Consider the following 26,992-nt stretch of genomic DNA (forward strand, 5'->3'; position numbering starts at 1 on the left):
TGATCATGCAGTGTTCCTGATCATGCAAACCAATTCTTCCTCTCATTCATTTCCAGTGATCAGTATGGGCAAATTGACCCTGCTGTATTTTGCCACCGCTGGTTTTTACGTGGTTTATTGGTTTTATCTCTGTTGGCGCGGCGCTGAGAGCGTTACCGGCAGACGCTATTTCCGCGTGGGCCGTGCCGCCTTCGCAGTGATATTCGTATATGAATTGTTTCATTTGATTTTCAACGAAGAGCGCCGCAGAGGCGGGGATTATCCGTGGCGTCCCGCAAAACTCGCCTGGGTATTTATAGGTGCGGCGGTTTTGCAGGTGCTGTTTAGTTACAGCATCGATCGTTTTGGACTCGGTTGTTGGAGCCAGTTATCCGCATTTATTCTGGTGCTGATTGTGCAGTTTTATTCGATATACCAAGCTCAGCTTGCGTTAAATCGAATTGAAGGTGACCCCTTCGGGCGGCGCAATGAAAAACTGACCATGCAAACGCATATTGCGATAGTGGCGGGTTTGTATATCTGGTTCAACCTGATATCGAATTGCCTTTATCACCAGTCTGCGACAGCTCCTAACGCGCCTGCGACTGTCCCCGCACCCAATTCCTCCGTTCTATAACGCACAACACAGATCGGCGCCGATCTGTGTTGTTTTCCCTTCGATTAAGCCTCTGGCAATAAAAAATTGCGCAGCAATTCGCGCCCACCTTCGGTGGCGAAGGATTCCGGGTGATATTGAATTCCTTCGATGGGAAACTGCCGGTGGCGCAATCCCATGATTTCGCAGCCAGCCAAGGCCGCTTGCGCCAGATCTTCCGGCATATCCGGCTTAGCAATAACTGAAGTAATTTCCAGGCAATCCGGTAATGACTGCGCCTCCACCATCAATGAGTGGTAGCGCATGATTTCCAGCGCTTGCGGAATATTGTGATAAACCCCGCGACCGTCGTGCTGAATCAAGGATGTTTTGCCATGCATAGGAACTGGCGCGCGCACGACCATGCCACCGAAACAATGAGCAATTCCCTGCATGCCGAGACACACGCCCAACAATGGAATGGTTTTTCCAAGTTGCAAAATCACATCGCTGCACACGCCAAAATAATTGCGGTCATCCGGTGAGCCGGGGCCGGGGGAAATAATGATCCGATCCGGATCGAGCTGTTGAATCTCCTCTAACGTAATTTCGTTATTGCGCTTGACCAGCACATTGAAATGGCCAAAGCCGAGTTTGGACGAAAGAATTTCGCCTACATACTGGTAAAGGTTGTAGGTAAAGGAGTCGTAATTGTCGATGATTAAAACGAGCATAAGTGAGACCTGAATCAGCCCTTATCGGCTGGAGATTTCTTTTCAAAGGTGGCGAGCACGTTGCGCATGGCGGAAAGTTTGCGCTCGATTTCCAGGTATTCGTCGTCGGCGTTGGAGTCGTACACATTGCCGCCGCAGGTTTGCGCGTAGGCTTCTTCCCCTTTGATAAAGACCGAACGAATGGGAATGGCAAAGGTGCAGTCGCCATTGAAACTGAATTGGCCAATGGCGCCGCCGTAAGGGCCTCGGCCATCGGACTCCAGGCCGTTGATGATTTTCATGGCTTCTACTTTGGGGGCGCCGGTCAAAGTTCCCGCTGGGAAATTGGATGCCAGTGCGGAAAACATATCTTCGTTTTCATTCAATATGCCGACAATTTCCGAAGAAATATGCTGGACGTGGGAAAAGCGTTTGATGTCCATCAGGTTGCGAACTTTGACTGTGCCAAAACGCGCAACTCGTCCTAGGTCATTGCGGTGCAAGTCCACCAGCATATTGTGCTCGGCAATTTCTTTGGGATCGTTCAATAATTTGCGTGCGAGTTGCGTATCTTCGGTGGCGTCTTTGCCGCGTTTGGTGGTGCCGGCGAGAGGGTAGGTTTCCATTTCGCCATTGCGCAGGCGGAACAACAATTCCGGCGAGGCACCGATAATTTTCTGATCGGAGAATTTGACGTAATACATATGCGGCGATGGATTGGTGTCACGTAACTTGGAATAAATGTGCGTGGCATCACCGCGAATAATGTAGCGGGTTTTAAAACCGACTTCGCACTGGAAAATCAAACCTGCGCGAATATCTTCTTTGACTTTTGCTACTGCTTGCGCGTGTTCGGCGCGGGACATGGTATCGCCTAAGCAAATGCACTCGGTCTCGCCAAACTCTTCGTACTTTTCATAAAGCAGTGGTTCAATTTCTTTGTAACGATTGTGGCCGTAATAGTAATAAAAAATTTCTCCGGTCATCTGGTCGTAGACTAAGCCATCCAGATAAACACCGAATTTAAACGGCTCAAATAAAGTACTGGTTTTGATATTGAGGCTAGGCTCGAAAAAATTGACTGAGTCATACCCGAGATAGCCGACTATGCCGCCGGCATAACGCCGGGAAATAATATTTTGTGGCACCAGTTCGCGCAGTGCGTAATAGGGATTGGCACAGGTGTGTTTCTGTATTGCACCGGTTTTGGTATCACGGATGCACAGAGTGTTGCGATCCTCTGCGTAAATTAGCTGGGCAGGGTCGAAACCTATGATGTGGTGGCGGGAGATATGACTTTCTTCACCGAGGGATTCGAATAAAAAACAATTATCATAACGTTTTTCGATTTTGCGAAACAACTCGAAAAAGTTATGGTCTTCCGCCAGTTTTACGTAGCTGGGCTTGCCTGGCAGTTCGATTTTGGAAGGTTTGGTGCTCATAAGCTTCTCGTGCATACCAGCGGTCAGCGTTTGTGCTTTTCCGCAGGATTCGTGGAAAAAGTGTAATTTGCAAAAAAGCGGCTATGGCGCAACGCTGCCGCGCCGCGCGTCACGGTGGCGATTCCAACATTTAAGGTTGCAGCGATTTCTCGCTGGGGAATATCCTGCTTAAGCATGCGAAAAATCTGTAGACGGTTTTCCAGTTCCTCGAATTCTCGAGGCGTTAGAATGGCTTCCAGTGCGTCTTCCATTTCTTTGGGGTCAGAAATGTCGCACAGAAGTTGGATAAGTTCGCGATGGGGGGGGGGTCGTGTATTCATGTACTAGTACGTTACCACCGAAGAGGAGAGATTGTAAATCAGATTTTCTATATTGGTTGCGTGGTACGACCAGCGGCTCTCATGAGCGAGTCGGTGGGTTGGCGTTTCATATTTTGGTCTGTTAGGCTCCGAAGCCTGAATTGACTTCTCTTGGGAGATCCAGATGACTGTGTTCCGGATGATCAGTAAGCGCTTTACCAGGCAGGCTGGCGCGTTTCGATTGGCTTCACACTTGGTTACCAAGTGCCTGGTGATGGGGGTTGCCAGCTGTCTGGCAGTGGCGCAGGCGGAGGCCACAACGGTCAAGATTCATCTCAATCAGATAGGTTTTTTGCCCGAAGCCAACAAGGTGGCCGTAGTGCCCAACACTGTAGGCGGTGAGTTTTGGCTGGTGGATGCGAAAACCGGGCGGGAGCTGTTGAGAGGTCCTCTATCGCAGGCGCAGTCTTGGGATGTGGCCGGCGAGACCGTCAAGATCGCTGATTTCACTGCATTCAATAAACCCGGACACTACAAGGTCAAAGTGGCGGAAGTCGGGGAGTCGCCAGAATTTTATATCCAAGAGAATATTTATGATCCGCTGCTCGCCGCCGCGATCAAATACTATTACTACAACCGCTCTGGCGCGCCTATTGAAAAAGAATATGCCGGGCAATTTGCCCGTCCGGCGGGACACCCGGATACGATCGCTTATATCCATCCTTCGGCTGCATCCAACCAACGCCCAGCAGGTACAGTAGTGGCCTCGGCAAAAGGCTGGTACGACGCTGGCGACTACAACAAGTACGTGGTGAATTCTGGCATCACCACTTATACATTGTTAGCTGCGCTCGCGGATTTTCCGCGTTTGTTTGCGGATGTGCGTTTGAATATTCCTGAATCGACCAATGCTGTGCCGGATTTGCTGGACGAAATCATGTGGAATCTCGACTGGTTTGCCACCATGCAGGATCCGCACGACGGCGGTGTTTATCACAAGCTGACAGATCTGGCATTTTCTGGTGACGGAATGCCGCATGTGCAAAATAGCAGGCGTTTTCTGCTGCAGAAAAGCACTGCGGCCGCATTAAATTACGCCGCGGTCATGGCCTATGCGAGTGTGGTTTTGCGCGATTATGAAAAGCATTTCCCGGGGCGCTCGGCTGCCTATTTGCAAGCTGCGCAAGTAGCCTGGAATTGGGCGAAGAAAAATCCCAAGGTTTTATATATACAACCTGCGGATGTTTCCACTGGCACTTATGCCAAGGCGGACGAGGATTTGCAGGATGAATGGTTGTGGGCGGCTGTAGAATTATTTCGCGCAAGCGGAAAAAAGACCTTTCTTAACGATGTGAAATTGCCGGCCAAGCCGCGGGTTCCCGAATGGGATGCAGTGGAAACTCTGGGACTTTATACGCTGGCCACCTACAGCAAGATACCTGCGAAATTGCAGCAGGATGCGAAACAATTATTGATCGATATGGCCAATCGCATGGTGCGGGAATATTGGGCGTCGGGTTATCTCGTTGCTATGACCGAAGAGGATTATCGCTGGGGCAGCAATGCGGTCGCGCTCAATAAAGCCATGGTGTTGTTGACGGCTAATCGTGTGAGTCCAAATAAAGATTACGAACCGGCAGCGCGCGGTTTATTGGATTATGTGCTCGGACGCAACCCGACTGGTTACAACTTTGTCACCGGATTCGGATATAAATCGCCGAAACATCCGCACCATCGGCTTTCACAATATGATGGAGTTGTTCCGCCAGTTCCGGGTATGTTGGCCGGCGGTCCGCATTCTGGATGGCAGGACAAATGCAAATATCCAAGCCGCTTGCCCGCCAAATCTTATTTGGATGATTGGTGCAGCTATTCAACCAATGAGGTCGCTATTAATTGGAATGCGCCTTTGGTTTATGTATTGGCGGCATTGAGAGAGTAGCGAGGGATAGTAAACCGGCAACAAGCTTTTGTTGCCGGTTTAATAATTAAATTAGACAGTAGCCCCAAGTTTCCACGGATTAAACTCATTATGTCCGTATCCCAAATCCTCGCTCAGAGTTTTCTCTCCCGACGCCACAGCTAAAATGCGAGCGAAAATTTGCTTGCCGCATTCTTCCACCGACATTTTTTGCGTGATGATTTCTCCGCAGTTGATATCAATATCATCGCGCATTCTGGCGTAAAGCTCGTTATTGCTCGCCAATTTGATGCTGGGTACAGGCTTGAAGCCAAACGCCGAACCTCGACCGGTAGTAAAGCACACAATATTGGCTCCGGAAGCGACCTGGCCGGTTACTGAGACTGGATCGAAACCCGGGCTGTCCATAAAAACCAAACCTTTTTCTTTAACGGGTTCGGCATATAAATAGACTGCACGCAAATTGGTTGTGCCAGCTTTGGCTTGAGCGCCGAGGGATTTTTCCACTATGGTAGTCAAGCCGCCGGATTTATTGCCGGGCGAAGGATTGTTGTCCAATTCAAATCCATGCTTCGCAGTGTAATCCTCCCACCAGTGGATGCGTTCAAGCAGTTTTTGCGCAATTTCCGGCGTTTCCGAGCGCTGCGTCAACAAATGTTCTGCACCGTAAACTTCCGGAGTTTCTGAATAAATAACGGTTCCGCCATGCGCAACCAAAATATCGCAGGCCGCGCCGAGCGCCGGGTTGGCGGTAATGCCGGAAAATGCATCCGAACCGCCACATTGCACCGCTAATATCAATTCACTTGCAGGAATAGACGTGCGCGTTTGCGCGTTGACGATTGGCAACATATCGCGAATTGCGGCCAACCCTTTTTCGATGCTGGCGCGTGTGCCGCCACTTTCTTGAATGGTGAAGGCTTTAAAAGTCGGTGATTCGGCAAGACCGTTTTCTTCCAACAATCGTTGAATTTGCATGGTTTCGCAGCCGAGTCCGATCAGCAAAACTCCGCCAAAATTCGGGTGGTTTGCGTAACCGACCAGGGTGCGCTCCAATAATTCATAAGCCTCGCCGGATGAGCGCATGCCGCAGCCACTTTCGTGAGTCAACGCAACCACGCCGTCCACATTGGGAAAATCCGCCAAGGCGCCGGGATAGGAAAATTGCCCAGCGATATGGGTAGCAACTGTGGCGGAGCAATTAACACTGGTAAGAATGCCGATGAAATTGCGCGTACCGGCTTTACCGTTGGCACGCCTGTAACCCATAAAGGAAGTGCGTTGTTCCGGCGCAACCCATGGAGTGGGTTTGGTGTTCTGACAAAACCCATAATCTTTGGCCTGGATGCTGGCATCGCAATTGTGAACATGAACATGATCGCCGGGTTCTATGTCCACAGTTGCGGTGCCTATGGGTTGGCCGTATTTGATGATTTCTTGCCCTTTTGCAATACGGGCCAGGGCGACCTTGTGCATCACTGGGATTTCTCGCGCCAGAGCAATGGTCCGGTCGGATAGGCTGAGTGAGGTGCCTGGAGAAAGGGGGATCAGGGCGATGGCGACGTTATCATCTCGGTGCAACTGCAGAAATTGATTCACTCGACACCTCGCCGATTAACTAAGCAATGCATGGGACTACCTTATTGATCAAAAGCTCACTTTCCCTGCGATAGTATATGGTTTTAATTTATCAGCTTATTGGTAAGACCGCAAATTCATTATTGGTAAGACTAGATTGGGTGGCTTTTGGTTTTTAGGGCATTTGATAGAATCTGAAGTCTTTTTCTTGAGCTTGGTCGCGGTTTGTGCTCCAGTAGCGATTAGGTCCGGTCGGAGTTGCCGGCTTACAACTCTTTATGACTTGTCTGACCAACTTTTTATATTTTGTTAGATAGCGCTCGCAAGCGGAGCCGGGCGTGTGGATTAGAGACCTTATAGGTAGCGAATATGAATCATTCGGAAACGGCAGTAGGCCGGGCATCGGAGAATATTGGAAATAAAGCGGAAGCCGGTGCGCCCAAAGTTGGCGATACGGGACGCCTGTATCAGCGGGTTGCCGAGCAATTGGCAGAGGTGATCGCATCGGGCGAGTACCCGGTGGGTTCTCGTCTCCCGGCTGAGCGGAAGCTGGCCGAGCGCTTTAATGTCAGTCGTCCGACGGTGCGCGAGGCGATCATAGCCTTGGAATTGGCCGGTTGCGTGGAGGTGAAAGGTGGGTCCGGTGTGTATGTCACGTCCGGCAGTTCAAAGGGATTGGCATCGACGGAACTCGATATTGGAGCTTTTGAAATCCTAGAGGCACGACTGATTTTCGAAAGTGAAGCCGCGGCTCTGGCTGCCAAGGCGATAACGGACCAAGAGCTGGCTGATCTGCGTGCGGCACTCGCCTCCATGGTGGCGGAAAACGAGCAGGTGCAGGTCTCGGAAAACGCGGATGAAATTTTCCATTTGCTGATTGCCAAGGCAACTCACAACGAAGCCGTAGTATCGGTGTGCAAACACCTTTGGGCTTTGCGCAACAACTCCAAAGTTTCCGCAAGTATTCTTGAAAAGGTGCGCCGAGCAGGTTCTCGCCCGCGTATCGATGAGCATGCGCGTATTCTGGATGCGCTTGAGAAGCGCGACCCGGCAGCGGCGCGTCAGGCCATGCGCGACCACCTCAATCGCGTGGCAGATCAGCTACTCGATTCCACAGAAGAGCAAGCTGTGGAAGAAGCCCTGCGCAAGGTTAAGCGCGAACGCGAGCGCTTTGCCCGAGTTCGTTGAATGGCGCGCAATTGCGCGCCTATTTCCAAATCTCTCTCGCAAATCTCCCCTTTAATTTGTTTTTGATAGATGGAAGGCCATTTTATTTGAATTGGTCAGTCCAGTTTGATAGCGTTCGGGTTGTTCTGTCGTTCAAACTGGAGATCTCAATGAATTTGCCTTTGACGCGCCGCCTCTTGTTGACCGGTATCGGCTCCCTCGGGGGTTGTTCTGTTCTGGATCGCCCGGCATCAGTGCCCGCTTGTGCAGACGACTGGCTGGAAGCTGAATGGATTCGCGCGAATATCCAGGTTCCGGTTTTCCCCGACCGGGTATTTCGGCTGACGGACTTTCTGGAAAGCGGTGCAAAAGACGCCTCCTCGGCTATGTCCCGCGCGGTGCGCGCCTGCCATGAAGCGGGTGGTGGTCGCGTTGTGGTGCCGGCGGGCGAGTATCTGTGCGGTCCCATCCATCTGCTGTCGAACGTCAATCTTCATCTGGAAGCAGGCTCAGTCCTGCGCTTTCACACAGATCCGCGCCACTACCTGCCCGCTGTTTTAACCCGCTGGGAAGGCATGGAATTGATGGGCTATTCGCCACTGGTCTATGCCTACCAACAGACCAATGTCGCCATCACCGGTCCCGGGACTTTGGATGGGCAGGCGTCCAGGGATAACTGGTGGCCATGGAAGGGTAACGAGGAGTGGGGTCGGCCCGGCTTTCCGTCCCAGGATGAGGCGCGGACAAAGCTAATGGCAGACGTTGCTGCAGGCGTGCCTGTGACACAGCGGCTTTACGCAGAGGGGGCGTATTTTCGGCCGCCGTTTGTGCAGTTCTACAACTGCCGGAATGTATTGGTTGAGGACGTGCGGGTCATTCGCTCGCCATTCTGGTTGCTCAATCCGGTGTTATGCGATCACGTGACCGTACGCCGCGTGCACCTGGAAAGCCTCGGTCCCAATTCTGATGGCTGTAATCCGGAATCCTGCCGGAATGTGCTGATCGAGGACTGCTATTTCGATACCGGAGACGACTGTATCGCCATCAAATCCGGCCGCAATGCCGATGGCCGGCGCATTGGGATTCCCAGCGAAAACATTGTGATTCGCGGCTGCCAGATGCGCGCCGGGCACGGCGGCATTGTCATTGGCAGCGAGATCTCTGGTGGGGCGCGCAATATCTTTGCGGAAAACTGCCATATGAGCAGCCCCGATCTGGAGCGGGGTATTCGCATCAAAACCAACTCTGTGCGCGGTGGCCTGATCGAGCATCTGCGCTTCCGCAATATCTTGATAGGCCAGGTTCAGGATGCGGTGGTGATCAATTTCTATTACGAGGAGGGGGATGCAGGGCAGTTCGATCCGACCGTCCGCGACATAGTTATCGAAAATTTGTTATGCGACAACGCCCGGCGGGTGTTTCAGGTCAGAGGCTTTGCGCGCAAAAAGATCGAGTCTCTCCACCTGAAGAATGTTCATGTCGTGAAAGCGGCGGAAATCGGGGTTTTGGAACACGTTGAAGACTTGGCTCTGGACAGCGTTTCCGTCAACGGCCAAGCGCTGTGAGAATGACAAGCTCCCTTATTAGCATGGCTTATTAGGAAGGCCAATTGGTTGTCAAACTGGTCTGACAAAACATATTGTTTGGTAGTCCAATTTGTGCAACTATTGGCCCACTACATAAATGGGCCATGCCATCGTCCGATCCCCTCGGTGAGCGGCAAAGCCGAAATGATGATCTACGGGAGAACAATAATGACGATTCCCACCATGAAACCGCTCGCCTTAGCCATTGCTTTGACGACTCCAGCATTTACCTCCTTTTCCGTCCTGGCGGATGCCGAGCAGAAGCTCGTAGAAGAAGTGGTTGTCACAGGAAGTTTTCGTGACAGCCTGGCAACAGCGCTGGATGCCAAACGCGAATCCACGGCAGCGGTGGATGCCATCATGGCGGAGGATATCGCTGATTTTCCCGATAACAATTTGGCCGAGTCGCTGCAGCGTATTGCTGGAGTGGCTATTTCCCGCGTAGCGGGTGAAGGGCGCAATATCACTGTTCGCGGTCTTGGACCGGATTACACTCGTGTGCGTATTAACGGAATGGAAGCAATCGCCACTGGCGGTGGCACTGATGCGGCGGGCGGGGCCAATCGCGGACGAGGTTTCGATTTCAATACTTTTTCCTCCGATTTATTCAGTTCTCTCGTAGTGCGAAAAACCGCTTCCGCTGATGTGGAAGAGGGGTCTCTCGGCGCGACCGTGGATTTGAATTCCGCAAAGCCTTTTGATTATGGCGAGCGAGTTTTTACCGCGAGCGCACAAGCGGGCTATAACGATTTATCTGAAGAAATTGATCCGAAAATATCGTTGCTTGTCAGCGAAGTATTCAACGAAAAATTCGGCGCTTTGCTGTCGTTGTCTTATTCGGAACGCAATATTGAAGATAAGGGTTCCAGTACTGTTCGCTGGGCAAGCGCCAACGATTTTGGTTCATGTACCGCCGAAGATTGTGATCTCTCTGCTGTCAATGATGCGTTTCGCCCGCGCCTGCCGCGTTACGATGCTTATACCCATAAAATGGAGCGATTGGGCGTGAGCGGTAGTTTGCAGTTCCGCCCGACGGATGCAACTGACCTCAGCTTAAATGTTCTTTATTCCCGCCTGGATGCTTCCCGTCAGGAAGTGTTTATGCAGGCCATTTTAAACGGCAATGGTCAAACCACTCCTATGACGGTGGTGGATTACGAAATCGACGGTAGTAATACCGTGACCTATGCGGCGTTTGAAAATGCGACTTTCCGTTCCGAAAATCGCTACGACGAACTGACCACCGATTTTACTCAAGTAACTTTAAATGCGACCCATGAATTTAGTGATCGTTTGCGCGGGTCAGCGATGATTGGTCGCGCCGAATCGGAATTTGATAATCCGATTCAAACAACCGTCGTTATGCAAAAATCTGGATTGAATTTTTCCTACGATTATCGCGATGGCAAGCGGGAAAATCCGGTGCTGATTTTTGGTAATGAAGACGCTTCTGATCTCAACGCGATGGATGGCTGGGGAATTAACAGCGTGCGTTTGCGTCCTTTGGGAGCCACTAATACCTTTGATGTGGCCAGCGCTGATTTGGAATTCGACCTCAACGATGCCATTACCTTAAAAGGTGGTGTGCATTATAAATCCTTCGAGTTCGATACCTACGAAGCGCGTTTGCCAACTGAAGGAACATCCATTCCGTCGAACCCCAATGATCCTGCTTATGCCACTGCGCAGGCGATTGCTGGAATTCAGTTGACCGAGAACAACACAACACTTTACAACGCAGGTATAGGCCCGCAAGGTGTTTGGCGAATTCCGGATTTAAATGCGATAGCCGCGCAATACGGTTTGTATAACGGCGGTGCCTTTACCACCGGTACACAATTCCGCTTGGCGGATAACTATTCTGCGGAAGAAGACACCTTGGGAATTTGGGGGCAATTGGTTTTCCACACGCAAATCAAAAACACCCCGGTTCGCGGTGATATCGGCTTCCGCTATGTGGATACCGACCAATCCTCCACCGCTTGGGCGCGGGTGGGGTCAAGCGATCAGTTAATTACGCGCAAACACAGTTACAACGATATTTTGCCGTCGTTGAATGTGGTGTTTGAGCCCTATGAAAATGTGCTGCTGCGCGTGGGCTATGCCGAAGTTATGGCGCGCGCTGGTTTGCAGAGCATTCGTCCCAATTTGTCCATTTCCGCTTCCGGTGCCAACCGCACAATTCAGGGCGGCAATCCACAACTCGAACCGACAAAAGCAAAAAATTATGACGTCGGCTTGGAAGTGTATTTTGAAGATGGCGGCGCATTTTCTGTCGCCGTATTTAAGAAAGACATAGATTCTTTCGCGCAGGAATTGCGCCGTACTGATGCTTACACCAATCTCACTTATAACGGCGAACCTCTGCCGGTGGAGTGGGTAGTGGATGCGTGTACTGCCGGTCCCGGTTACGGTGAAGCCACAGGTTGTAATGAAAATGCTACCTGGGATTATCGCCTGCCTCTCAACGGCCCCGGCGGTGATTTGTACGGTTTTGAAACCAGCTATCAGCAACCTTTTACATTTCTGCCAGGGTTCTGGAGCAATTTCGGCATCATCACCAATTTCACCTATGTCAAAGCGCAAATGGATTATGTGGACTTAAACGGTGCTGTGGTGGCGACCCGCAACCTGAATGGTTTGTCTGAATCTACTCGAAGTGCAACTCTGTACTACGAAAATGACAAATTCAGTGCGCGCATTTCTTCTGTGAGTCGCTCCTCCTATTTGACGCAACCGCTCGGACGGGATGGCAACGATATGGAAGGCACCAATGCGACCACCAACGTAGATGCAGCTGTGTCTTATCAATTGACTGACAATTGGAAACTGTCGTTTGAAGCATTGAATTTGACGGACGAAGTTGACGATCAGTGGGTGGACAGTGTCGGCAATCGCTTGTCTTACTATCACGAGACCGGCAAACAATTTTATTTTGGAGTGCAGTACAAATATTAAGGGTCCCACGCTTTGTGCTGGATTAACGCAGGTTAATCCAGCTGTTTTTTTATTGCGTTGCTCAAGTTCAAGCAAAATTGAGCGAGGGAAACCAACGACAACACTCAGTGAAGAACGAGATCATGGGATTCCAACTTTTCTTACGCGGTGCTTTTTATGTCGGAGCGATGGGTTTAGTCGCTTGCAGCCAACCTCACAGCAAAAAATCTGATGTTTCCTTAACCAGTGCCGGTGCGTCTTGGATTGCCACCGTTGAACTTGCCAACCCGTCGAATTTTGCACGTATCGATGAGCCGGTTTATCTGAGTTTTTACAACCTCGGAATTAGCTCTCGCGACGATCTGGTTTTTATCGAAGACAAAAGATCCTTGCCCACCGAAGTGGTGGATATTGATGGCGATGGGGAAGGGGACGGCATTCTCACTGTATTGAATTTTGCCAGCGCTCAAGTTCGCCAAGTTACGGTCGCAGCGGGTGGGAAAAAAGCAGAACCATCCAAACGCACACAAGCCGAAATTTCCATCAAACAAGGTGGGCAATGGGTGCCGCGCAAAGATGGGAGTGGGTATCGCAATTACGAAGGCGGTCAATTTGTAAATGTCGATGCGGTGCGCGTGCCGGATTATTACACGGATCACTCCAATTGGATCCGTTATGAAGGACCGGGGATTGAATCGGATTTAGTCGGTTACCGCATTTATCTCGACGGTCGCAACGGTTTTGATATTTTTGGTAAATCCATACCGGAACCGGTTTTGCAAAATGTCGGTTTGGATGGTTATGAGTCCTACCATCATCCGCAACCTTGGGGTCTGGATATTCTGAAAGTTGGAAAATCCCTTGGAGCCGGAGGTTTCGGCTATTGGGATGGCAAAGAGCTGGTGCATGTGCAAAAGGTGGCAGAGCGCAGTTCTCGGATTGTGGAAAATGGTGATCTGCAATCCAGTTTTACCATCGACTATCGCGGCTGGCAGTTTGATGGAAAAAATGTGGATGTCGCGGCCTATTTTTCCATGCAGGCAGGCAGCCGCCTGGCCAAAAACCAGATCAGACTCAGTGCGGAATTGCCGAATCTCGCCATAGGTTTGGTGGCACATCCCAATATGGAATTTATTCAAGGACCGCAGGAAATTCCCGGGGATGCCTATACCTATATTGCGACTTGGGGACCGCAGAGTCTCGATGGGCAAAATCTCGGCATGGCGGTGTTTTTCCGCAAAGGCGACAGTAAAAAAATATTCAATGACGGCTCCAGTCATATTGTTTTGATGAATCCCGCAGGCAGCGCGCTGACCTATTATTTTGCCGCAGCCTGGGAAGGTGAGCTGGGTAAAGGCGTAAAGACATCCGAGGAATTTAAACAGTATTTAACGCAGCAGACTGAACGACTTACCCGCCCTTTGCGCCAACGCATAACGACGCGTGCAACCTCGCAGGCGCGCATAGCAGGAATTACTGCCGACACAGCCCAGGGTTGGGCGACAAAATTGGCGGATTCTGAACTTGCGCGAAAAACCCTGAATTATCGTTATGACGGCTGGGATGAAAACCGCAAGCGCAAACCGAAATTTGAGTACGACATAGTGGGTTTGTTGCCGCACACCTATGATGAACTAGCGCGCGTAACCGGCAATTCCCGCTACAGTGACGTCAAAAATATCGTAACTGCCTCCTACATCGAACAGGATGGCAAGATCCGCCAATATAACAAGCGGGATTTTAATATAGATGCAGTGGCTCCTGGCCGCGCACTGTTGCGGGTATATCAGGAAAACCCCGAGCCAAAATATCGAAGCGCATTGCAGCAATTGCGCGAACAATTGCGTGATCAGCCGAAAACCAGCAATGGCGCTTTTTGGCATAAACACATTTATCCCGGCCAGTTGTGGTTGGACGGGGTCTATATGGGTATGCCTTTTTTAGCAGAATACGCTTCCTTGTTTGAGAATGAGCAAGAAAAAGCTAAAACCTTTGAAGAAATCGTGCGCGAATTTTATCTGACGAGGGAAATCCTGCGCGACCCCAAAACGGGCCTTTATTGGCACGCTTGGGATGAGTACAAACAGCAAAACTGGGCGGACACAAAAACGGGCTTGTCGCCACATTTGTGGGCGCGCGCCAATGGCTGGCTAGCCATGGCTTTGGTCGACACTTTGGATTTTCTGCCTGCGGCACATCCGGGCAGGGAAGTTTTATTGGAAATGACGGTCGAATTGGCCAAGGCGTTAAAAAATTATCAGGATCCAACCGCCACCTGGTGGCAAATCATGGATAGACCGGGCGAAGTCGGTAATTACCGTGAATCCTCTGCCAGTGCCATGTTTACTTATTTTTTGGTCAAAGCGGTAAATCGCGGTTATCTGACAGTGGAAAATTACGGTGGTGATGTGGATCAGCTGGTGATGCGGTCCTATGAGGGATTAATCAAGGAATTTGTTCTGGTTCATTCGGACGGCCGCATCAGCATGGTGAACCAATGCCATGTGGCCGGCCTTGGGTATGGGCGTGACGGCAGTTACGACTACTACCTGAATGAGGCCATTATCGCAAACGATCCCAAAGGTACCGTTCCTTTTATGTTGGCCGGTATCGAAATGCATAAATTCTTGTTAGGCAAAAATCATGACTGAACAAAAATTGGTGAACCCAAATGTGGAAGAACGATTTGCGGTTCACATTGACGACTACAAACATTACGACACCGAAACTTTGCGCAAGCATTTTCATGTTGCCAAGGTGTTTGGCATCGACGAAATTCGCTGGGTGTACACCCATTACGACCGCATGATGGTGGGCGGCGTGGTTCCTGCGACAAAAGCGGTGGATTTATTGCCCATCGATCAAAATAAAATGCCGTACTTTTTGGCGCGGCGCGAACTCGGTGTGATTAATATCGGCGGCGCCGGTGTTGTCACAGTTGATGGTAAAAATTATCCGCTGGCGTACAAAGAATCCCTCTATGTTGGCAAGGATTCGCGCGCTGTGACTTTCACCAGTGCGGACGCAAAAAATCCGGCCAAATTTTATTTACTGTCCACACCTGCGCATATGGCCTATCCGACGATAAAAGTTGGCCAGGAAGATGCGGAGGTTGCGGATCTGGGTGCGCTGGAAACCAGTAATGCGCGCACCATTCGCAAATTATTGGTCGCGCCAATTATTCAAACCTGTCAATTGCAAATGGGTATGACGGAACTGAAAGCCGGGAGCGTCTGGAATACCATGCCGCCGCACACCCATTCGCGTCGCATGGAAGTCTATTTGTATTTTGAAGTACCGGAAAATCAGGCGGTTTGCCATTTTATGGGACCGCGCGATCAAACGCGCCATATCTGGTTAGCCAATGAAGAAGCTGTGATATCCCCCCCTTGGTCAATGCACTGCGCAGCGGGCACCAGTAATTACATTTTTATCTGGGGCATGGCCGGGGAAAATCTCGATTACGGGGATATGGATTTTTGCCGCCCCAGTGATTTGCGCTGAGGAATCATCATGCAATGTCATCCATTATTTGATCTCAACGGTAAAGTTGCGCTGGTCACCGGGGGTACTCACGGACTTGGTATGGCCATGGCGGAAGGCCTTGCCAGTGCCGGTGCGCGCATTGTCGTAAATGGACAATCCAGCCAGGAAAAAATCGATGCCGCGGTTACTCACTATCGTGAGCGCGGTTTTGATGCCTACGGATACAGATTCGATGTCTGCGATCCCGCTCAGGTGGAGGCTGCCGTAGGCCGTATTGAAGCGGAAGTGGGACCCATCGATATTCTCGTCAATAACGCCGGCATTATTAAGCGTATTCCGCTGCTGGAAATGGCGCTGGATGATTGGGAGCAGGTCATTCGCACGGATCTTACGAGCGTATTTGTGGTCAGTAAATCCGTGGTGAAACGCATGATCGAGCGCGGTGCCGGCAAGGTCATCAATATTTGTTCGATGATGAGTGAATTAGGCCGCGACTCCGTCGGTGCTTATGCGGCGGCAAAAGGCGGTTTAAAAATGCTGACCCGCAATATGGCGACTGAGTGGGCGCGTCACAATATTCAGGTAAACGGAATAGGGCCTGGATATTTTGCGACAAGTCAGACGGCGCCGATTCGCGTTCCCGGCAATCCCTTAAATGAATTTATTATTCAGCGCACGCCCGCTGGAAAATGGGGCGATCCTGCGGATTTACAGGGTGCCGCCATTTTTTTGGCTAGCAGCGCCAGCAATTTTGTCACAGGTCAGATTTTGTATGTGGATGGCGGAATTTTGGCGACTATTGGCCGCCCGCAGGGAGAATAACGGAAATATTTTTGCCAATATAAATTCCATTCGTCTGAGGAATTTTTTGTTTTGGCAAATTGCATGATGGGTCACAGCAAGTCCGATTTCCCGCTGCCATACTTGTCCTGAGACCCCAATTTCCTTTGGTGTTTTTGATGTACCGCTGAACCGGCAGATTTCCCTGAGCTGGCAGTTGGCCTGGTAGCCCAGGCCTTTTTTATTCCGTTTTTTCACGTCCTTGCATTTTTCATCAATCTATTTATCCATTAATTTCCAAGCAAATCGCGCAGCGCCTTTTTAACTCCGTTGTTCGCAATATTTCTCAGCCAATCTGCTGTTTGTTGCTGAATGAGCAGGTTTTCCTGGAAATCGCTGCCGAAAATACTGTGCTGGGCAAAAAACGCTTTGACGACTGCGTCATAGTCTTTGCCATGCTCTTGCCAAATCGTCGCAAAATTTGCGGCATGGGGATCAGACACAATAATGGATTCGCCTTTTTCATCGACGCCGCGGACAAAACGAATCCATGCGGCAAGCGCAAATGCAAAAATGCGGGTATCTCCATTTTGAGCGATCACACCGCGCAGGCTATTGAGCCAGCGTTGCGGGACCTTTTGCGAGCCGTCCATAGCGATTTGCCAGGTTTTGTGTTGCAGGCCGGGGTTGGCGAAGCGGTCGATTAATTGCTGTTGATAGGCTGCAACATCGAAATTGTCCGGCGCGCTAAAGGTAGTGGCAGCAGTGGTCATAAAACGGCGGGTGAGGGCGACAAAATCCGCGTCCTGCATCACTTGGTAAATGGTCGCGTAACTGGCGAGATAGCCGCTGTAGGCCAACAGACTGTGGCTGCCGTTGAGCAAGCGCAGTTTCATGGTTTCATAATGGGCGACGTCTTTTACCAGCAGGGCGCCAGCGTTTTCCCAGGCTGGGCGCTCGCTGCAGAAATCGTCCTCAATGACCCATTGGGTAAATGGTTCTGCAACGACCAAACCTTCATCGCGATAGCCGTATTCGTTTTCCAGCCATTGGATATCTTGCTCGGTGGTGGCAGGCACTATGCGGTCGATCATAGTGCCGGGGAAGCTCACATTGTCGCGAATCCATTGGGCCAGTTCCGGATCAATGGTTTCCGCCAGGCTGGTGACTACGGCGCGGGTAACTGCCCCACTATTCGGCAGATTGTCGCAGCTCATAACGCTGACAGGCGGCAGGCCATTTTTCCAACGTTGACGCAAGCCGGCGACTATAAAGCCCGGCGCAGTTTTGGGCCGATCAGGATGGCGGATATCGTGCTGAATATCAGGGTGGTCGAGATTGAGCGTGCCGCGGGCAGGCTCGTGGCAATAGCCTTTTTCCGTGATGGTCAAAGAGATGATTTTGATCGTCGGCGCAGCTATAGCTTGGATAATCGCAGCCGGATCATCAGGCCCCACCAGGACTTTTTGCACAGCCCCGACGATTTGCGGGCGGTTGCTGTTGCCGCGCTCCAGCACGGTGTAAAGACCGTCTTGCGGCGCCAGTTGTTGTTGCACTGAGGGCGACCGCAGGCTGCAGCCGATAATGCCCCAATTTCCTCCCGACTGGTTCATTACGGTTTCGGTGTAAAACGCCTGGTGGGCGCGGTGAAAAGCGCCTATGCCGATATGGACTATGCCTGGAAGAACGCTGGCGCGATCGTAAGTGAAGCGGGGAATATTCAAGTTGGCCACAAGGCCGGAATTCAGTCGTTGCATAGCAGTTCTCAAAAAAATACCCCGGCGATGGGCCGGGGCATAAAGAACAAAAAGGGTTAGAAAAGCTTATAGGCTTTCTTCACGAGGTTGTAAGTCAGATCCACTGCCAATTCGCGGGCCTCGTCTTCATTGATGCGGTGTTCCGCCACCAGCTGCGCGAGGAACACGCAGTCCATGCGACGCGCTACATCGTGGCGGGCAGGAATCGACAAAAACGCACGGGTATCGTCGTTGAAGCCGACGGTGTTGTAGAAACCAGCGGTTTCGGTGGTTTGTTCGCGGAAGCGGCGCATACCTTCCGGGCTGTCGTGGAACCACCAGGCCGGCCCCAATCGCAGGCAGGGGTAATGGCCGGCCAGAGGCGCCAGCTCGCGGCTGTACACGGTCTCGTCGAGCGTAAATAGAATAACGGTGAGATCGCGCTCATTGCCGAAACGGTCGAGCAGGGGTTTTAAGGCTTGTACATAGCTGGTGGCAACCGGGATGTCGGCGCCCTTATCGCGCCCGTAGCGGGCGAAAATTTTCGCGTTGTGATTGCGGAAGGAGCCGGGGTGAATTTGCATCACCAGGCCGTCGTCCATGCTCATAGCAGCCATTTCAGTCAGCATCTGGCCGCGGAACAGTTCGGCTTGTTGCGCATCGCATTTGCCCGCTAATGCCAGGGCAAAGAGTTTTTCCGCTTCCGCCCGACTCAAATCAGCCGTTACAGCGGTAGGGTGGCCGTGGTCCGTCGAAGTGGCGCCCATGCTTTTGAAATACTCCCGGCGCTGCCGCAGGGCGGCGAGGAAACCATGGTAATTGGAGGTGTCTTCGCCGGTGATTTCACCCAAACGCGCCACGTTGGTCGCAAAACCTTCGAAGTCGGGGTCTATAACCGGGTCGGGACGGTAGGCCGTAATCACATTGCCTTTCCAGCCGCTGGCGCGGATTTTTTGATGGTGGCGAAGATCATCCAGCGGAGATTCAGTAGTCGCCAGCCATTCAATATTGAATCGCTCGAAGAGCGCGCGCGGCAGAAATTCGGGGCGGCTCAGGGCCTCGGTGATATGGTCGTAATATTCGTCCGCAGTTTCGCTATTGAGCGCAACTTCCAGGCCAAACACTTCCTTAAATACGTGATCCAGCCACATGCGCGAAGGCGTGCCGCGAAACGCGTAATAATGCTCAGCAAACAGGCGCCAGGTTTTGCGCGGGTCGGTTTCCACCGGGGTGCTGTCCTTGGTGCGAATGCCCAGGGCTTCCATAGGCACGCCCAGGCTGTACATCATGCGGAACACGTAGTGGTCGGGGCGGATCAGCAGTTCGGTTGCGTTGCCGAAGGAGGTGTTATCGGCAAACCACTGCGGGTCTGTGTGGCCGTGAGGGCTGACAATGGGCAGATCCTTGATTTCGTTATAGAGCCGGCGAGCTATGGCTCTCTGGGTAGGATCGGCGGAAAACAGGCGGTCAGGGTGAAGCGTCAATGGTTGTCTGGCGGCGCGAGTCATAGTTGTTCTTCGACTTAAAGGTGGAATGAATCTGACCTAACAGCTAAGGTCATAGTTCGCTCTAGACGAGCCTTAAGAGTCCGGTAAGACCAATTATGGTTTCAGACCAGCCAAGAGCTGTCAATTAAGTATGAAAAAATGCTATTGAATATGCTGGCTAGAGAACATTTAATCACTAACACGCCGAAATCAGAGCTAGAAATTGGCGGGAAAAAGAGACATTATTGCACCAAACTGGTAAGGCCAGATTGGTTGAACGGTTGACTTGGCGACGGTGAACAGGACACTTATGGGGATTCAAATACTAGCGATTGGCGAAGTGATGTTGGAGCTGGCTCCCGCTGGCGAGTTCAACGGTAAAAAGCTGATGGCCCTCGGCTACGCCGGCGATACCTATAACACCTCGATCTATCTCGCCCGTCTTGGTGTCCGCACCGCCTATTTCACCCGCCTTGGCGATGATCCTTACAGTCGTGAACTGCTGCAGATCATGGTGCAGGAAGGGCTCGATACAGCTTCCATTGAAGCCGTTCCGGGCCGCACACCGGGCCTCTATTTGATTGCCAACCAGCCGAACGGCGAGCGCAATTTCAGTTTTTGGCGCGGGCAGTCTCCAGCGCGGGAAATGTTTTCGACGAAAGAATCCAGCAGTGCTTTGGAAAAACGCCTGCAAGAGGTCAATACCGCTTATTTTAGCGGTGTGACCATCGGCATTCTTAGCGACGAGGCGCGCGCGACTTTGTTGTGCGCTCTTGCCGAATTCCGGGCGCGCGGCGGCAAGGTGATTTTCGACAACAATTATCGCCCGCAACTGTGGCGTGATCGCGCGCATGCACAACTGGCGATGGATCAATCCCTGGCGGTTGCCGATATAGCCTTGCTCACCGATGACGACGCTGAGCGTTTATGGGGAAGTGGAAAGCCAGAAGATATTCTCGACCGCTGTATAACCGCGGGCGTGAGCGAAGTGGTGCTCAAACGCGGCCCCAACCCCGTTGTGGTAGCGATTGAACCGCGCGACGGTCAGTATCAGCAGCGCATCCAGGTCGAGGTTCCTCCGGTTGCCAAAGTAGTGGATACAACCGCAGCCGGCGATTCATTTAATGCCGGTTATTTGGCCGCACGTTTTGCAGGCGAAAATATTGACCGCGCTGCTGCGCGTGGCAGCCGTTGCGCCGGTGTTGTGATTCAACATCGTGGCGCGATCGTGGAGCGGGAAATTTTTCTGCGGGAGATTTCCGCATAAAGATGTTTGCGGAATTTATCAGATATTTGAATTGCGAAAATAATTTTTAAGCTCAAAAAATAACTTCAGCAGCATGCGCGCCAATAAAGACGAGATGCGCAAATGCTTGTAGCCAGAAATGCTTGTTTTACCCAACCCCGCTGTTTATTCTTGCGAGGTTTTGCTGGCACACCACAATAAAAATAATGCCGGAATTATCGCGCTTTATTGATATGTCGAAATAAAGCGTTACCAGAATAACCGATAATATTGTGATGACTATATGACAGTTCCTTCTATCGGCCGCTATCGCTGGACCATCTGCGCACTTCTGTTTTTTGCCACTACAGTCAATTATTTGGATCGCCAAGTTCTCAGCTTGTTGGCGCCGGAATTGTCTCGTGAATTTGGCTGGTCAAATACGGACTACGCCAATATCACAGCAGTGTTTCAATTTGTTTATGCCATTTCCATGCTGTTTGCCGGCCGCATTATCGACAAACTCGGCACTAAATGGGGTTATATCTGGGCAATTATCATTTGGTCGATCGGGGCGATTATTCACGCCTATGCTGTCGCCATGGGGCACGCCGCTAATAATGTGTTGGCGCTGGTAGGTATTGCCGCGGTTCCGGCATCGGTTATCGGATTTATGTTTGCGCGGGCGGTGCTGGCTTTTGGCGAAGCAGGTAATTTCCCGGCCGCTATTAAAGCCACGGCTGAATATTTCCCGAAAAAAGAGCGTTCTTTTGCCACAGGCATTTTTAATTCCGGGGCTAACGTCGGTGCGATCCTTGCACCTTTGACGGTTCCCTGGATAGCCACTGTATGGGATTGGCAAACCGCATTTATTTTGGTCGGCGCAATCGGTTTTTTCTGGATGGTGTTGTGGGGAATTTTTTATGAAAAGCCCGAAAAGCAGCATCGGCTCAGTGCGGCAGAACTGCAATATATCAATAGCGATGCAGCCGAGGAGACCGTTGCGCGACAGCCTGCGCAGGTATCGTTTAGCTGGTTTAAATTGCTCGGTTATCGCCAAACCTGGGCATTTACACTCGGTAAATTTTTGACCGATGGCGTGTGGTGGTTCTTCCTGTTTTGGCTGCCCAAGTATTTGGGTGAGCAATACGGATTGAAAGGAACTGAATTAATGTTGCCGCTCGCCATTTTGTACAGCATGACCATGTTCGGCAGTATTGGCGGTGGTGCTTTCCCTATGTATTTCATTAATCGCGGCCATAATGCATACGACGGTCGCATGCGCGCCATGCTGATCATTGCGCTGTTCCCTCTGGTTGTGCTTTTGGCGCAACCGCTTGGCCATCTTACCTTTTGGGTACCGGTTTTATTGATCGGCGTAGGCGCATCAGCGCATCAGGCATGGTCAGCCAACATTTTCACCACAGTATCAGACATGTTTCCCAAACACGCTGTCGCTTCTGTAGTGGGAATTGGTGGCATGGCTGGAGGAATGGGCGGTGTTGTGGTTTCCAAAATCGGCGGCTGGTTATTTGATTACTACGGCGCTCAGGGGCAAATCTCAACAGGCTACGCCATTATGTTTTCATTTTGTGCGGTCGCTTATTTGATTGCGTGGAGCCTGATGAAATTATTGGTGCCGCGTTATAGGCCGATTCAGGATTTGTGATTTTCTATTTAATCCAAGGGGAGGAACAGATTGTCAAGTCTCGTCTAGTCGCTGATTTCTCTCCAATACCCACCCGCGCGAATTGCGGGTAAAGCCGATTTTTTCGTAGTAGGAATCCGCTGCAGGAGCAGCAAATAAAATCAGTTTGCAGCGCGGACCGAGTTGCTCCTGAGTCAAAGTCATCAGTTTTTTGCCAATGCCTTGGTGCTGGTATTTTTTATCGACCGCCAAATCTGATAAATAGCAGGCGTAGTGAAAATCCGTTAGGGATCGTGCGACGCCGATCAATGTGCCCTCGTGCCATGCGGTAACGGTCAGGTTGGCATTTTCCACCATTCCCTTGATGCACGAAACATCGTCCACCGGTCGGCGCTCGGCCAGACCGGATTTTTGTAGTACTTCGATAAATTGTTCGGCGGATATGGTGGAATTAATTGCGTATCGAATCATCACGCGATTCCAAAATACGTATTGTTAAGCTGGTGCCAGCGCCAGCGGTGGTTCATTTAAGGCAAATAATTGTTCGCGCAATTCCAAAATGTGTGAAGACCAATAACGCTCGGTGTTGAACCAAGGGAAATGGTGAGGGAACGCCGGATCGTCCCAGCGGCGGGCGAGCCAGGCGGCGTAGTGCATCAAGCGCAGAGTGCGCAGACTTTCGATAAGCGTAAGTTCGCGCGAATGAAACTCGCAAAACATTTCGTAGCCTTCGATCACATTGGCGAGCTGGACCAATTGGCGCTGGCGATCGCCGGACAGCAGCATCCACAAATCCTGAATGGCGGGGCCGTTGCAGGCATCATCGAGATCGACGAAGTTGGGTTTGTCGTCGCGCCACAGAATATTTCCCGGATGGCAATCGCCGTGTAGACGTATAGCGGTATAAGGCGTGCGCGCAAATATTTGCTTTATTTGTGCCAGCAATTGTTCCGTAATGGTTTCGTAGGCGGCGCGCACACCGGACGGAATAAAATCGTTTTGCAATAAAAATTCCCGACTGGCATCGCCCATGCGTGAAACGGATAAATCCACCCGGTATTTGAAGGGTTGGCTTTGTCCCAGGGCGTGGATGCGGCCAAGGTATTGCCCGAGCGTGAACAAGGTATCGTCATTGTCCAGCTCCGGCGCGTGGCCGCCCCGGCGAGGGTAGAGGGCAAAGCGAAAATTGTCGTAGTGAAATAGCGTGTTGCCGTCGATTTCCAAAGGCGGAACCACCGGCACTTCCAGCTCAGCCAATTCGGCGCTGAATTTGTGCTCCTCAAGGATTTGCTCGTCCGTCCAGCGCTCCGGTCGGTAAAACTTGGCAATCAGCGGGTCTTTATTGCGGCCTTCCAGGCCGACCTGATAAACACGGTTTTCGTAGCTGTTGAGCGGGTAAATGCGGGCATCGCTGGCGTAGCCGAGGCTTTCGACAGCGGTCAAAACCAGATCTGGCGTGAGATTGGTAAATGGCGGCTCTCGGTGATTGGATTCCATGACAACGACCCACAGGCAAAGGATTGAGGCGCGATTATAGCCGCAACGCATCTACCTTGGCCCGCTCACAGCGCTGCTATGGCCTGCCCAACAGCTCTGCTACGGCCCGAAGATCAGTGTCGTTCAGCGAGTACGCAGCAGTTTTTGCCCTGCCGTTTCGCCTGATACATGGCGGAATCCGCGCGTTGCACAGCATCCAGCAAGTCGACGGTACTGGGATCGACCACACAGATGCCGATGCTGCAGGTGACCCTCAGCGTCAGCTCATTGGTAAATATCTCGAGCTCTTCCACTGCCTTGCGGATGCGCTCGCCAAAGGCCAGTGCGTCTTCCGGAAGGACATTGGCAGATACCACAACGAATTCTTCGCCGCCGGTGCGAAATAACCGGTCGCCGTCGCGCAGGGTTTGTTTGACGACTTGAGAAAATTGCGTAAGCACTATGTCGCCGATTTTGTGGCCGTGACTGTCGTTGATGGCTTTGAAGTTGTCGATATCGAGCAACATCACACAAAACGACAAATCTGATTTGCGCAGCATATGCAGATTGATACGACGGCAGAATTCTTCAAATTCGCTGCGATTTTCCGTTTGTGTCAAAGGATCGATGCTGGCTTTTTTCTCCAGCGAGCGGATATGGTCGTCGAGTTTTTCGATATTTTTGATAATGGCAATAATCAGCGTTTGATCTTCGTGCTCCTTTTTGCTCAAGGTCGCTGCGACTGGAACTTCATGTCCGTCTTTGTGCAATAACATCAAACGGTCCGGCAGATTGAGTGAATAACTCCGGTCGATTTTGACATAGCGATCCAGCATGCCCGCTGCGTTATTGCGCAGATTTTCCGGTAGTAACAGCGCCATGCTCATGGAACACAACTCTTGCGGGCTGTAACCCAGAATGCGCTCCGCGCCGGAATTTGCGTGCAGAATATTTAAATGATCATCAAATAACACAATGGCGTCGGCGGAAATTTCCAGCAATTCATGAATCTGGCTTCTTAATTGATTGGTGCGGCGGCGTTCCTGTACCAGTTGGCGAAACCAGTGGTCCATTTGAATGGTGTGGTGCGCCAGGGCGCTGGCAACAATCAGGGTGCAAAACAGGCAAAAAATCGCTATGCCAACGCCCGTACCTATCCAGTGATGCTGCACACCGTAATTCAAAACGCTGCCTAAACAGAGTGGCAAAATCAGCACCAGAAAAAATAACCAGCGAAAATTGCGCGCGTTGCGGGTATTGCGGTTGAGCAATCCCGCCGCACCTTTGCTGGTGGTCAGCAACAACAAGGCGAAAAAGAAAAATAAAAAATTCAGGCTGCAATGCAGTGGCATGCTCCCGAGAGCAGGGGTTTTCAGCACTTCATCGGGCGCAAACACATAGCTGAAAAAAACAAATAAGGGAATGGCGAGAAAGGCTGTTAGAAGTGCGTCGTACCAATTGATGTGTTGATGAGGATAAGTATGATGCAAAGCCAGCAGCGCGCCACCGAGAACAAAACTGGCGGCCGTGCCCAGTGCCATGCGACCGGGATTGACCGGGTTCCACGGATCTGGAAACAACAGTTCATCTATGCCGAGTCGCAGGCCGAAGAGGTATTCAAAAATGGTGACCACGCCGAGCACCATTACCGCTAAACCACAAACGACGCTGATCCGATATTGCTTTTGCCAAATTGCCAAGGTGCCAATCATCATCGCCAAAAAGCCAAGTGCGCTATTGGCTTTCATGGAGGCGGCACCTAATAAAAAGGTCGTTGCGTAAAACGAATCCGTAAGCCAGCCCCATAACACAATCAAACTGACGGCACCCATAGCCGCAAGAAGGATCAGCGCCAAGTGAGTGCGGGCGGGGTTGTGAGGAATTTCATTCATGAATGACCGAGTCCTTTATGCGCCTACGATTCGTGCCCTAAAGTATTGTCGTCCACCGGGATTTGCGCAATTTGCTAAATGGTCTACCCATCCAGGGCAAAGTGAACTGATCGCCAAAATTGAGCAAAAGTAATTGCGGCGAAAAATTCGCAGCTGGTGTTGTACTCCATAAAACAACTGAAAATGGGATTCGTGTTAAATATTTTTGAGTTTCGCTGGTAAATTTGCGGCCTATATTGAGAGGAAATTTTAATTTGCAAATGCCTTCAAGTCCCCGGTTTAGGCGTCCGCGCCAGCGACCAGATATGCACCTTGCCCGCGCCAGCATCAAGCAAACAGCGACTCATTAACTGCGCCGTTGCGCCAGTGGTAATGACATCGTCGACGACCGCTATGGTTTCACCATTGAACTGGGCGCGGCATTGAAAAGTGTTGCGCAAGTTGGCGAAGCGCTCTTTGCGATCCAGTGTTTTCTGCGGTTTTACTTTGCCTGTATGACTCATGCACGCCAGAACCTTTACGCCTGTGGCCGCGCTCAACAACTCCGCCAGTGCCTCGGCGTGGTTGAAACCGCGACGCAGACGGGTGAGCCAGGGGCTGGGAACCGGAACCATAATATCTGGCCAGGAGGCTTGATATAGGTCTTGCAGCGTTGCTACCAGCAGCGGCAACAATGCACGCGCCTGTATGCGAGGATTGCGCTTTTTCAGATGCAAAATCAGATGGTCGACGGGGTGTTGGTAAAGCAGAGGGCTGACGGTCAGTTCGTATAGCTTGGGATAAGCAAGGCAATCACCGCAGGTGGGCTGGTTGACTTTTAAGGGCAGGGCGCAGGTCTGACAGTGATTGGTATTGCGCGGTAAGTCGGCATGACATGCCCGGCACAGGAGCTCATGCGCGCGGTGGCCGCACAGGGAACAGCGATGGGGGAGATGGCGATAAAGGAGATGCATCAGATCCATTTGTAAACCCGAAAATCCATTTTTGGTTGACAGCTTTTTCGCTTCGCCTATGATGGCCGTCAGACTCTACCCCAATCCAATGC

Annotated in this window: 20 protein-coding genes; 10 read left to right on the forward strand and 10 right to left on the reverse strand. The window is 51.4% G+C overall.

What is annotated here, in order from left to right; all coding sequences use genetic code 11:
- The first annotated feature begins 22 nt into the window (after positions 1 to 22).
- Positions 23 to 616: a hypothetical protein gene (locus DWB84_RS02055; RefSeq protein ID WP_187408096.1), complete on the forward strand. Its 594-nt coding sequence runs from the start codon at positions 23 to 25 to the stop codon at positions 614 to 616.
- Between the two features lie 44 nt (positions 617 to 660).
- Here the strand turns inward: DWB84_RS02055 and DWB84_RS02060 are convergent, their stop codons facing one another.
- From DWB84_RS02060 to DWB84_RS02070, 3 genes are read right to left on the reverse strand one after another with little or no spacing between them, the layout of a single operon-like run.
- Positions 661 to 1,308: an aminodeoxychorismate/anthranilate synthase component II gene (locus DWB84_RS02060; RefSeq protein WP_187408097.1), complete on the reverse strand. Its 648-nt coding sequence runs from the start codon at positions 1,306 to 1,308 to the stop codon at positions 661 to 663.
- A 14-nt stretch (positions 1,309 to 1,322) separates the two neighbouring features.
- On the reverse strand, positions 1,323 to 2,729 hold the full coding sequence (locus DWB84_RS02065) for an anthranilate synthase component I family protein (RefSeq protein ID WP_187408098.1): 1,407 nt from the start codon (positions 2,727 to 2,729) through the stop codon (positions 1,323 to 1,325).
- A gap of 23 nt (positions 2,730 to 2,752) precedes the next feature.
- Positions 2,753 to 3,049: a Trp family transcriptional regulator gene (locus DWB84_RS02070; protein WP_187408099.1), complete on the reverse strand. Its 297-nt coding sequence runs from the start codon at positions 3,047 to 3,049 to the stop codon at positions 2,753 to 2,755.
- Between the two features lie 163 nt (positions 3,050 to 3,212).
- On the opposite strand from DWB84_RS02070, the gene DWB84_RS02075 reads away from it, so the two are divergent.
- Positions 3,213 to 4,970 (forward strand): glycoside hydrolase family 9 protein, encoded by a 1,758-nt coding sequence (locus DWB84_RS02075; RefSeq protein WP_222867981.1) that lies wholly within the window; start codon positions 3,213 to 3,215, stop codon positions 4,968 to 4,970.
- Between the two features lie 51 nt (positions 4,971 to 5,021).
- On the opposite strand, the gene DWB84_RS02080 is transcribed toward DWB84_RS02075, so the two are convergent.
- A complete protein-coding gene (locus tag DWB84_RS02080) occupies positions 5,022 to 6,548 on the reverse strand; it encodes an altronate dehydratase family protein (protein ID WP_187408100.1) in 1,527 nt (508 codons plus the stop codon).
- Between the two features lie 348 nt (positions 6,549 to 6,896).
- Between DWB84_RS02080 and DWB84_RS02085 the strand changes: the two genes are divergently transcribed.
- From DWB84_RS02085 to DWB84_RS02110, 6 genes are all read left to right on the forward strand, one after another.
- Positions 6,897 to 7,715, forward strand: coding sequence for a FadR/GntR family transcriptional regulator (locus tag DWB84_RS02085; protein WP_187408101.1), 819 nt, complete (start codon positions 6,897 to 6,899; stop codon positions 7,713 to 7,715).
- A gap of 149 nt (positions 7,716 to 7,864) precedes the next feature.
- Complete coding sequence (locus tag DWB84_RS02090; RefSeq protein ID WP_187408102.1) at positions 7,865 to 9,259, forward strand: glycoside hydrolase family 28 protein; 1,395 nt, start codon at positions 7,865 to 7,867, stop codon at positions 9,257 to 9,259.
- A 189-nt stretch (positions 9,260 to 9,448) separates the two neighbouring features.
- Positions 9,449 to 12,238 carry a TonB-dependent receptor gene (locus DWB84_RS02095; protein WP_255428785.1) on the forward strand — a complete coding sequence of 930 codons (2,790 nt, stop codon included), beginning with the start codon at positions 9,449 to 9,451 and terminating at the stop codon, positions 12,236 to 12,238.
- A gap of 107 nt (positions 12,239 to 12,345) precedes the next feature.
- A complete protein-coding gene (locus DWB84_RS02100) occupies positions 12,346 to 14,868 on the forward strand; it encodes a DUF4861 family protein (protein WP_370589649.1) in 2,523 nt (840 codons plus the stop codon).
- Positions 14,861 to 15,721 (forward strand): 5-dehydro-4-deoxy-D-glucuronate isomerase, encoded by an 861-nt coding sequence (kduI, locus tag DWB84_RS02105; RefSeq protein ID WP_222867982.1) that lies wholly within the window; start codon positions 14,861 to 14,863, stop codon positions 15,719 to 15,721. The genes DWB84_RS02100 and kduI overlap by 8 nt, the downstream gene beginning before the upstream one ends.
- A gap of 9 nt (positions 15,722 to 15,730) precedes the next feature.
- A complete protein-coding gene (locus DWB84_RS02110; RefSeq protein WP_187408103.1) occupies positions 15,731 to 16,525 on the forward strand; it encodes a gluconate 5-dehydrogenase in 795 nt (264 codons plus the stop codon).
- Positions 16,526 to 16,773: 248 nt separating this feature from the next.
- Here the strand turns inward: DWB84_RS02110 and DWB84_RS02115 are convergent, their stop codons facing one another.
- Positions 16,774 to 18,240, reverse strand: coding sequence for a mannitol dehydrogenase family protein (locus DWB84_RS02115; protein WP_187408104.1), 1,467 nt, complete (start codon positions 18,238 to 18,240; stop codon positions 16,774 to 16,776).
- A 56-nt stretch (positions 18,241 to 18,296) separates the two neighbouring features.
- Positions 18,297 to 19,727, reverse strand: a complete 1,431-nt coding sequence (gene uxaC, locus DWB84_RS02120) for a glucuronate isomerase (RefSeq protein WP_187408105.1) — start codon at positions 19,725 to 19,727, stop codon at positions 18,297 to 18,299.
- A 289-nt stretch (positions 19,728 to 20,016) separates the two neighbouring features.
- Between uxaC and DWB84_RS02125 the strand changes: the two genes are divergently transcribed.
- Both DWB84_RS02125 and DWB84_RS02130 read left to right on the forward strand, forming a co-directional pair.
- The gene (locus tag DWB84_RS02125; protein WP_187408106.1) at positions 20,017 to 20,973 is read left to right on the forward strand and encodes a sugar kinase; all 957 of its coding nucleotides are present in this window, start codon (positions 20,017 to 20,019) and stop codon (positions 20,971 to 20,973) included.
- Between the two features lie 262 nt (positions 20,974 to 21,235).
- Complete coding sequence (locus tag DWB84_RS02130; RefSeq protein ID WP_187408107.1) at positions 21,236 to 22,600, forward strand: MFS transporter; 1,365 nt, start codon at positions 21,236 to 21,238, stop codon at positions 22,598 to 22,600.
- 33 nt (positions 22,601 to 22,633) lie between these two features.
- Here the strand turns inward: DWB84_RS02130 and DWB84_RS02135 are convergent, their stop codons facing one another.
- The 4 genes from DWB84_RS02135 to DWB84_RS02150 all read right to left on the reverse strand — a co-directional run bounded on the left by DWB84_RS02135 (position 22,634) and on the right by DWB84_RS02150 (position 26,909).
- The gene (locus DWB84_RS02135; protein WP_222867983.1) at positions 22,634 to 23,050 is read right to left on the reverse strand and encodes a GNAT family N-acetyltransferase; all 417 of its coding nucleotides are present in this window, start codon (positions 23,048 to 23,050) and stop codon (positions 22,634 to 22,636) included.
- A 24-nt stretch (positions 23,051 to 23,074) separates the two neighbouring features.
- Positions 23,075 to 24,076, reverse strand: coding sequence for a serine/threonine protein kinase (locus DWB84_RS02140; protein ID WP_187408109.1), 1,002 nt, complete (start codon positions 24,074 to 24,076; stop codon positions 23,075 to 23,077).
- Between the two features lie 113 nt (positions 24,077 to 24,189).
- Positions 24,190 to 25,947 (reverse strand): sensor domain-containing diguanylate cyclase, encoded by a 1,758-nt coding sequence (locus DWB84_RS02145; protein ID WP_187408110.1) that lies wholly within the window; start codon positions 25,945 to 25,947, stop codon positions 24,190 to 24,192.
- Between the two features lie 266 nt (positions 25,948 to 26,213).
- Positions 26,214 to 26,909, reverse strand: coding sequence for a ComF family protein (locus DWB84_RS02150; RefSeq protein ID WP_187408111.1), 696 nt, complete (start codon positions 26,907 to 26,909; stop codon positions 26,214 to 26,216).
- Between the last annotated feature and the right edge of the window lie 83 nt (positions 26,910 to 26,992).

This window comes from Saccharophagus sp. K07 (assembly GCF_014336955.1).
Lineage (GTDB): Bacteria > Pseudomonadota > Gammaproteobacteria > Pseudomonadales > Cellvibrionaceae > UBA5868.